The organism is Actinomyces sp. ICM58, assembly GCF_000283035.1.
Classification (GTDB): domain Bacteria; phylum Actinomycetota; class Actinomycetes; order Actinomycetales; family Actinomycetaceae; genus Pauljensenia.
Genome location: NZ_ALIY01000126.1, coordinates 1 through 9729, shown reverse-complemented (window position 1 = coordinate 9729; position 9729 = coordinate 1). Strand labels below are relative to the sequence as shown.

General features: G+C 67.2%; 6 protein-coding genes. 5 read left to right on the top strand and 1 reads right to left on the bottom strand.

All coding sequences use genetic code 11. The features are described from left to right. Window positions 1-24: 24 nt before the first annotated feature. Complete coding sequence (gene ileS, locus HMPREF1138_RS06095; RefSeq protein ID WP_009057731.1) at window positions 25-3303, bottom strand: isoleucine--tRNA ligase; 3279 nt, start codon at window positions 3301-3303, stop codon at window positions 25-27. A gap of 380 nt (window positions 3304-3683) precedes the next feature. Here ileS and HMPREF1138_RS06090 point away from each other — a divergent pair, with 380 nt between their 5' ends. The 5 genes from HMPREF1138_RS06090 to HMPREF1138_RS06070 all read left to right on the top strand — a co-directional run. Next, window positions 3684-4703, top strand: a complete 1020-nt coding sequence (locus tag HMPREF1138_RS06090; protein ID WP_009057732.1) for a permease — start codon at window positions 3684-3686, stop codon at window positions 4701-4703. Continuing rightward, entirely contained in the window at window positions 4700-5581 is an 882-nt protein-coding gene (locus HMPREF1138_RS06085) for a TIGR03943 family putative permease subunit (RefSeq protein WP_009057729.1), read from the top strand. Before HMPREF1138_RS06090 ends, HMPREF1138_RS06085 begins: the two co-directional genes overlap by 4 nt. Window positions 5582-5710: 129 nt before the next feature. Next, on the top strand, window positions 5711-7156 hold the full coding sequence (locus tag HMPREF1138_RS06080) for a sugar porter family MFS transporter (protein WP_009057733.1): 1446 nt from the start codon (window positions 5711-5713) through the stop codon (window positions 7154-7156). Between the two features lie 42 nt (window positions 7157-7198). Then, the gene (locus HMPREF1138_RS06075; RefSeq protein ID WP_009057727.1) at window positions 7199-8719 is read left to right on the top strand and encodes a sulfatase-like hydrolase/transferase; all 1521 of its coding nucleotides are present in this window, start codon (window positions 7199-7201) and stop codon (window positions 8717-8719) included. Window positions 8720-8886: 167 nt separating this feature from the next. Continuing rightward, on the top strand, window positions 8887-9729 hold an 843-nt coding region (locus HMPREF1138_RS06070), incomplete at its 3' end, for an ROK family transcriptional regulator (RefSeq protein ID WP_009057730.1).

Here is a 9729-nt window from a genome sequence, read left to right as displayed (position 1 = left end):
GCCCGCCCGCCTCTACAACAGCACTCAGTGCTTGGCGACGCTCACGGCAAGCTTGTCGCCGGCCTCGACCGCCAGCGACAGCGCGAGGGTCTCGGCGGCGATCATGTCGCGCCAGGACTCCACGTCCGCCACGTGGTCGGCGGGAACCGTCAGCGACAGGTCGATGCGGTCCGCGATGTGCAGGCCGGCGTTCTTACGCTCATCCTGAACGGCGCGCACGACGTCGCGGGCGTAACCCTCGGCCTCGAGCTCGGGGGTCAGCTCCGTATCGAGCACCACGAAAGTACCCGACGCCAGCACGTCCGCGACCTGGCCCTCGGCGGCGTCCACCGAGGTGGACACCGAGAACATGTCGCCCGTGAGCACCAGCGGCGCCCCATCCAGCTCGACGGAAGCGAAACGGCACGCACCATCGTCCACGAGCTCCCACTCGCCCGCCTTCTGCGCCTTGAACAGCTGGCTTGTCAGCTTACGAACCGCCGGTACGAAGGCGCGCGGGTTCAGCGCCAGCTCGGTGCGGACGCTCAGGCCCGAGTCCTGCGGCGCAGAGAAGACCACGGACTTCACGTTCACCTCGGAGGCGATCAGGTCCGCGAAGGGCTCCAGCGCAGCGAAGTTCTCCGACACGACCAGCAGCGAGGCCAGCGGCTGGCGCACGCGCAGCTGATGCGTCTTGCGCAGCGCGTGGGCGGCCGACACGATGGAGCGAACCTCGTCCATGGCTGCGACCAGCTCGGGGGCATCCACGGCCTCGTCGATGACCGGGAAGTCCGTCAGGTGCACGGATTCTCCGCCCGTCAGGCCGCGCCAGATCTCCTCGCTGAGCAGCGGCAGCAGGGGCGCCGCCAACTCCATGAGCGTCACGAGAGCCGTGTACAGCGCGTCGAACGCCGCACTGTCCTCATCCCAGAAACGCTGACGCTGAGTACGAACGTACCAATTCGTCAGGATATCCAGGTAGTCGCGAACCGCCTCGCACGCGCCGGCCACATCGTAGCTATCCAGGGCGCCCCGCACGTCCTCAACGAGGGTACGGGTATGAGCCAGCAGGTAGCGATCCATCTGCGCCAACGCGGCCACGGCCTCGGGCGAAGAGAGGTCGACACGAGAGGCCTCGTAGCCCTCACCCTTGTTGCAGGCGCCCGCGTACAGCGTGAAGAAGTAGTACGTGTTCCAGATCGGCAGCAGCACCTGACGGACCGTGTCGCGGATCGACTCCTCCTTGACGATCAGGTTGCCGCCGCGCACGACCGGGCTCGACATGAGGAACCAACGCATCGCGTCGGAACCGTACTTGTTGAACACCTCTGCCACGTCCGGGTAGTTGCGCAGCGACTTACTCATCTTCAGGCCGTCGTCACCCAGCACGATGCCGTGGGAGACGCAGGAGCGGAACGCCGGTCGATCGAAGAGCGCGGTCGCCAGGACGTGCAGCGTGTAGAACCAGCCGCGCGTCTGACCGATGTACTCGACGATGAAGTCGCCCGGGTAGTGATTCTCGAACCACTCCTGGTTCTCGAACGGGTAGTGCACCTGCGCGAAGGGCATCGAGCCGGACTCGAACCAGCAGTCGAACACGTCGGAGATGCGACGCATCGTCGACTTGCCCGTCGGGTCGTCCGGGTTCGGGCGCGTGAGCTGATCAATGAAGGGACGGTGGAAGTCCGTGACCTTCACGCCGAAGTCGGCCTCAAGCTCCGCGATGGAGCCGTAGACGTCCGTGCGCGGGTAGGCCGGATCGTCCGAGACCCACACGGGGATGGGTGCACCCCAGAAGCGGTTACGCGAGATCGACCAGTCGCGGGCGCCCTCCAGCCACTTGCCGAAGATGCCGTCCTTGGTGTGCGCGGGAGTCCAGGTGATCTCCTGGTTGAGTTCCACCATACGGTCGCGGATCTGGGTGACGCGGACGAACCACGAGGACACGGCCTTGTACATGAGGGGCTTGCGGCAACGCCAGCAGTGCGGGTAGGAGTGCACGTAGGACTTCTCGCGCACCAGCACGGCGCGGATTTCGGGCGCGCGGCGCGCGATGGGGCCACCCTGCTCGCGCAGGTCGGCGACCACGTAGCGGTTCGCGTCGAAGATCTGCATTCCCTCGTAGTCGGGAACCTCGGACGTGAAGACGCCACCCTCGTCGACGGGCAGGACCACGCCGATGCCGTACTCCATGCACGTCCACATGTCGTCTTCACCGAAGGCGGGAGCCTGGTGGACCAGGCCGGTGCCGTCGGTCGTGGTGACGTAGTCGGCGGCGATGATGGACCAGCCGTTGGGGCCGGGATCGCCACCCTCGGCGCGGCGCTCGGGGGTGTCGAAGTAGTCGTAGATCGGATGGTAGTGGATGCCCACCAGCTCCGAGCCCTTGTAGGTGGCCACGACGGTGGGTTCCTCGCCCAGTTCCTTGGCGTAGGCGGGGATCAGGTCGGTGGCGATGAGGACGCGCTCGCCCGCGAGGACACCCTCGTGGTCGGCCGCAACCTCGACGAGCGAGTACTCGATGTCCGGGCCCACGGCGACAGCCGAGTTCGACGGCAGCGTCCAGGGCGTGGTCGTCCAGATGAGCGCCAGCTCGGGACGCGCCGAGTCATCGCGCAGCTTCGTCTCGAGGCGCAGGCCCACGGTCACCGTGTTGTCGGTGCGGTCCTGGTACACGTCGTCGTCCATCTTGAGCTCGTGGTTGCTCAGCGGCGTGCGGTCGTTCCAGCAGTAGGGCAGGACGCGGTGGCCCTGGTAGGCCAGGCCCTTGTCGTAGAGCTGCTTGAAGGCCCAGATGACGGACTCCGTGTAGGACTTATCCAGGGTCTTGTAGTCGTTCTCGAAGTCGACCCAGCGTGCCTGGCGGGTGACGTACTCTTCCCATTCCTTCGTGTAACGCAGCACGGAGGAGCGGCAGGCCGCATTGAACGCCTCGATGCCGATGCCACCTTCGCGGGTGATCTCGGTGACGTCCTCGATGCCGAGCTGGCGCTGGGCCTCGAGCTCGGCGGGCAGACCGTGGGTGTCCCAGCCGAAGCGGCGTTCGACGCGGTGGCCCTTCATGGTCTGGTAGCGTCCCACCACGTCCTTGACGTAGCCGGTCAGGAGGTGACCGTAGTGGGGCAGGCCGTTGGCGAAAGGCGGGCCGTCGTAGAACACGAATTCGTTGGAGCCGTTCTCGCCGGCGTCGCGCATCTCAATGGACTTGCGGAAGGTGTCGTTGCTGGCCCAGAACGCCAGGGTGCCCTCTTCCATCGCGGGGAAGGAAGGGCTGGGGTCCACCTCGTCTTGCCGGTGGCGGGGGTAGAAGCCGTGCTTCGTCATGAGTGTCCTCGTCTCGCGCCTGTACAGGGACGAGGACCGGCGTCGCCGGCACCCGCGGTACCACCCCGCTTGCCGCTCCCTCGCTGGGGGCGGCCGCTTCGTTGGGGCTGTGTCGGGCCCTCCCGTCCGGTTCTACTGGAGGGGACGAGGCCGTGGCCGGCTGTTGCGTTCCTCTTTCTTCCGGATGCTCCCCGGTGATACCCCGCAAGCGGGCCGGATCATAGCGAAAAACAAGTGTAGCGAAGCGTCTGCTCACGCGCCCGGTGGGCGGGCGTCTGTCTGCCCACAGCGCAGCCCGCCTCCCCCACATGCCCGGCCACGGCCTCGTCGCACCGGCGCGCGTGCGCAGGGAGAGGGGAGCCCTGCACTAGAGTTGTGGGGTGAGCAAAACGGACACGAAACGCCCCACGCGCCCCTGGGGTGCGCTCGTCGGCGCGTGCGTGATCGCCGCACTGCTGATCGTCTGGGCGATGCAAGGGTCCCTGTCGGGCGCAGGTGTGCCGGTCGGGCGGGCCGCGACGATTGCTGTCGGCATGACGCTACAGGCGATCCCCTTCCTGCTCCTGGGTGTCTTCGTCGCCGAGCTGATCGAGGCCTTCGTCTCCCCCGCCTTCATCGCACGGGTCTTCCCGACGAATCCCCTCGCCTCGGTGCTGACCGCCCTTGTCGCGGCTTTCGCGCTGCCCGTGTGTGACTGTTCTGCCGTTCCGATTTTTCGTTCTCTGCTTCGTAAGGGCGTCCCCCTGTCGGCGGCGACGACGCTCATGTTGGCCTCGCCCGCGATCAATCCGCTGGTGATCGCATCGACCCTCTACGCATTCGGGTCCTGGTCGCTGGTGGCCGCGCGCGTCGGAGCGTCCGTCGTCGTCGCCCTGTGCGTGGGCCTGTCCATGCTGATCGCTCCCCCGACGGCGCTGCGCGAGGAGGGCCGTCCGGGCGCCGATCACGGGCGGGATGCGTGTTGCTGCGAGGACGGGTGCGAGCTGCCCGACCGGAGCGTCTCTGGCGTGTTGGCGGCGACGGGGCGCTCCTTCGGGCGGATTCTGCCGTTCCTGCTGGGGGGCGTCGTGGCCTCGACGATGGCGCAGGTGGCGTGGCCGGTGTCGTCACTACTGTCGGGACTACCGGCGGTCGGCGCGTTGGCCCTCATGATGGGGGCCGGTTTCGCCCTATCCCTGTGTTCCTCCTCTGACGCGGTGATCGCGCGGTCGTTGGCGTCGTTGGCGCCGACGGGAGCTCTGATGGGCTTTATGGTGTACGGGCCGATGATGGATGTGAAGAACGTGGCACTGTTGGCCTCGCAGTTCCGGGGCGCGTTCGTGGCGCGCCTGTTTGTGACGGTGACGGTGGTTGCCGCCGTGGTGGTGGGCGGCGCCTGGTGGATGGGGGTCCTGTCGTGAAGCTCGTGGATCGCATCGCTCCGACGCTGGAGGCCCTCGCACTGGCTGGTTTGGGGGCGGCGCTGGTGTGGATGGCGCTGTCGGGTCGCTACGGCTCGTTCGTGCCGCCGTCGGCGCGCCTGGGGATCGCCCTGTCGGGCGTCGCCTTGCTGGCGTGTTCGTTGGCATTGTCGTCGCGTTTGGGCGCGGGCGAGGGTGGGCATGACCATGGGTCCGCCTCGTCGCGCAGGGGCCTGACGCGCTGCGTCGTCGCGGTCCTGGCGGCTCTCATGCTCGTGCTCCCCTTCCACGTGTCTCCTTCGGAGTTGGCGTCGACGACGCTGAGCGCTCGCGCTGCCGATGCGGGGGACGAGGCTGGGGCAGGCACCGGGGAACAGGCCGAGGAATCCCCCTCCGAGGAATCCCCCTCGGAGGAGCCCGCGAGCGCGGGAGCGGGCGCACAGTCGGCCGGCCAGAGCGGGGTACTGAGGGGTTCTGGCGCCCAGGCCTCGTCGGGCGGGACGCTGGAGCTGACGACGGAGAACTTCGCGGCGCAGATTGAGGAGCTGTCGTCTCACGGGAAGGTGCACGACGGGCAGCGCGTGGAGCTGACGGGCTTCGTGATGAGCGAGGCGTCGGCGCGCGGCCAGGCGTCGATCCCGCGCCTGACGTCGGAGGAGAGTTTCGCCGTGGCGCGCATGGCGATCTGGTGTTGCGCGGCGGACGCATACGCGATCGGTTTTGCGGTGCAGTGGGATGGTCCGGTTCCCACGGCGGACAGTTGGGTGCGCGTGAGTGGGACGCTGCGCGTGCGGGGCAATAAGGCGCTGATTATCGAGGCGGATTCGGTTGAGGTGACGAGCGCCCCGGATCCGGAGTTCGTCCTGCAGCAACGCTAACCCCACACTGTTATCCAGCTCACAGATTTCCTTTATGTCCGTAACTTCGGACACAAAGAGGGGCGCGTAGCGTGAGGAATGCGCACACGGCAGGCGCGGGCGCATCTCACAACCTTCAAGGACGAAGACATGTCATCGACACTGACACTCACACCCCGCGAGAAGCAGACGAGGCGCTACGCCACGAGGCTGGCGCTCATCGCAACCCTCGGCCCCTTCTTCTACGGCTTCGAGGGCATGGTCCTCAACGCAGCCATCAAGGCAGTCGGCACCACCTTCGAGCTCGGCCCTATTCTCCAGGGAGTGGCCGGCGCGGCGGGCGTCATCGGCGGCCTCATCGGCGCGCTCGCCGCAGGACGCATCTCCGACAAGATCGGCCGCAAGACGACCCTCATGTGGGTCGGCCCCTTCCTCCTCTTCGAGGCCCTCCTCGGCCCGATCTCTCCCCTCCTGGGCAGCTTCGGCTACCCATTCCTGCTCATGACCCGCATCGTCGGCGGCATCGGCTTCGGCGCGGCAACGACGGTCGCCCCCGGCTATGTCGCCGAGATCGCCCCGGCCAACATCCGCGGCCGCCTCATCGGTTTTCGACAGCTGGCCATCATCCTCGGCCTGTTCTTCGCGGGCCTCATTAACACCGGCGTCGTGGCCATCACCGGTGGCGCCGCCCAGCCGGCCTTCGCCGGTCTCATGACCTGGCAGGTCCTCTTCGCCTGCCTCATCATCCCGGCGCTCCTCTTCGTCATTTTCACCGCGACAATCCCCGAGTCGCCGCGCTACCTCGTCTCGGTGGGACGCACGAAGGAGGCCAAGTCGGTGCTCGAGGCGGTCAGCGGCGAAGAGGACCCTTCCGCGCGCGTCGCCGCCATCGCGGACTCCCTGACCGCCACGGGCGGCGCCAAGCTCACGATCGGGCAGATCCTCTCCTCGAAGTGGCGCGGCCTCGTCTTCATCGGTATGGCGATCGCCGCGTTCCAGCAGCTCACCGGCATCAACGGGGTGTTCTTCTACTCCAACTCCCTGTTCGCGGCGGTCGGCTTCACCGAGTCGATGGCCCTGGCCCAGACCCTGCTGATCACGGGCTTCAAGATCGTCGGCGTCGTCACGGGCATCATGCTCGTGGACAAGGTCGGCCGCAAGCGCATGCTCGTCTACGGAGGCACGCTCATCTTCGTGTCCCTGGGCGTCGTGGCTACCGTCTTCACGATCGCCCCCACCGTCGACGGCAAGCCCGACGTCGCCCACTCCCCCATCCTGGCCTTCCTGGCGGTCGCCGCCCTGTGCACCTTCCTCCTGGGATTCACCTCCTCGTGGGGCCCGATCTTCTCCATCGTCATGGGTGAAATGTTCCCCAACTCGATCCGCGGCGGCGCCATGTCGCTGGCTTCGGGCGCGGACTTCCTCGTCAACTTCCTGGTCGTCCTCCTCTTCCCCTTCCTCATCGGCTGGTCGCCCGCCGGCACCTACTGGATCTACTGCGCCTTCGGCGTCCTGGCCGTCATCTTCACCGCGAAGTACCTGACCGAAACCAGCGGCGCCCAGCTCGAAGACATGGACAAGGTTGTCTCCCAGTAACGCCGAAGCGGCACCACTTCCACTGACGAAAGAGAGAATCCAATGACTGACACGACGCGGGATATTCCCGATAACGTCCGCAACGTCCTGGTCATCATGACCGACCAGCACCGCACCGACACGATCGGCTGCCTGGGCAACCCGCACGCCCACACCCCCGTCATCGACTCGATGGGCGAATCGGGCTTCGCCTTCACGAATTGCTTCACGCCCACGGCGATTTGCACCCCGGCGCGGGCCTCCCTCATGACGGGTAAGCGCCCGGGCAAGCACCAGGTGCTCGCCAACCCCGAGTGGAACATCGCCTACCAGGTCTCGATCCCCGAGGGCACGTGGACCTACACGCAGGAGCTGCGCGACGCCGGCTACAACGTCGGCATCGTCGGGAAATACCACTGCGGATACAACCTGCCCGACAAGTTCGGCGCGGACGACGACACCTACTGGGGCGCCGAAAACCCGGTCGCCAACGAGAAATACGTCGCCTGGCTCCGCGCCAACAACCTCCCGCCCGTGCGCGCCCACGACCTGTGGCGCGGCAAGCTTCCCGGCGGGCGCGACGGCCACATCATCGCCGCCCGCCTCGACCAGCCCGAGGAGGCTACCTTCGAGCGTTTCCTCGCCGACCGCGCGATCGAGAAGCTGCGGGAGTACGCGACCGACTGGAAGGACTCGGGTCAACCCTTCTGCCTGGACGTGCACTTCTTCGGTCCTCACCTGCCCTACTTCCTGCCCGACGAGTGGTTCGACCTGATCGACCCCGACCTCGTGGAGCTGCCGGAGAACTTCGGCGACTCACTCATCGGCAAGCCCCCAATCCAGCAGAACTACGCCACCTACTGGTCCACCTCCTCGTTCACGAACGAGCAGTGGAGGAAGCTCATCGCGGTCTACTGGGGTTACACAGCCATGATCGACTTCGAGATCGGGCGCATCATGGATGTGGCGCGCGAGCTGGGCATCCTGGAGGACACGGCGGTCTTCTTCTGCGCGGACCACGGGGAGTTCACGGGCTCGCACCGGCTCAACGACAAGGGCCCGATGATGTACGACGACATCTACAACGTGCCCTTCATCGCTCACATCCCCGGTGTCTCAACGGTGGGCCGCTCGGACGCGTTCGTCTCCCTCATCGACCTGCCGGCCACGGTGCTCGACATCGCTGGCCTGGATACCTCCCTCGTGGAGGACGGGCGCTCGATCGTGGACCTCACGCGCGGCGAAGCCGTCGACGGCTGGCGCGAGGACATCGTGTGCGAGTTCCACGGTCACCACTTCCCCCTCCAGCAGCGCATGCTGCGCACGAAGGACTTCAAGCTCGTCATCAACCCCGAGTCGATCAACGAGCTCTACGACCTGCGCCTCGATCCCGCCGAGATGAACAACGTGTACACCGTGCCCGTGTACGACGAGATTCGCAAGGAGCTGGCCACGAACCTGTACCTGCAGCTGCGCGAGCGGGGGGACCACTCCTTCGCCAAGTGGATGGCCGCGATGACCGACTTCGAGATCCCGCTGGTCAACACGGCTCGCTCCGACCTCGACGAGGTCACGAGCGACTAGACACGCGCGCGGCGGCGGGAGCCCGCAGGCGTATCCGCCGCCGCGCGCGCATGTGGCGTTCGCGCGCGCCGCTCACACTAGACACCTACAGTGATACGTATCATAGACAGGTTGGAACGAGGCCAGGGCGCGCGCCGCCCGAGGGCCAGCAGACGGGAAGGACGGACATGCACTACCCCACGCGCCACCCCCTCCCCACGCTCGAAGATCGCATCGTGGCGCAGCTGGCGCTCTCCCCCGCGACTCGCTCGCAGCTGTGCGAGGCCCTAGACACCTCCCGCACGAACCTGGGCCGGGCACTGTCAACCCTCCTGGACGAGGGATCGGTTGGCGCCGTGCGCTCCAACGCGGCCGGTCGCGGACGCCCCACTCAGCTCCTCGCTCTCAACGCAACGGCGGCGCACGCGGTCGGCCTGCTCATCACGCGCACCTCCTGCGCCGGCGTCATGCTCAACCGGTCGGGGGCTGTCCTGGCGGCCGTCCACATCGTCTCCCAATCATCCCCATCGATGTCCCGCTCGCTCGAACAGACCTGCGAGACCCTGGCCGAAAGCGCCGCCGCCCAGGGCATCGACGTGACGCACGTGCGCGCGGTGGGCGTCGGCGTGCCCATTCCGATGGGCCGCAACGCTCGCCTATCCTCAAACGCCTATCCGAGCGTGGAGGAGCTGGCCAGCCTCACGGGCCGCTGGTGGCCCGCGGCCCCGGTGGTGGACAACACGGTGCGCATGGCGGCCCTCGCGGAAGGACTGTGGGGCGCGGGAACCGGCATGTCGTCGTTCATTTACTTGCGCCTGTCGGGGGGTGTGGGCGGCTGCGTCGTGTCCGATTTCCGCCTCGTGGGTGGGGCAACGGGGCTCGCCGGCGAGCTGGGCCACATCACGGTGGCCGGTAACGACGCCCTGTGCGCGTGCGGCAAGCTCGGCTGCCTGGAGACGCTCGCCTCGATTCCCGCCCTGTGCGAGCGCGCCGGAGCACAGGACCTGACGGCGCTGCGCGCCGCCGTGCAC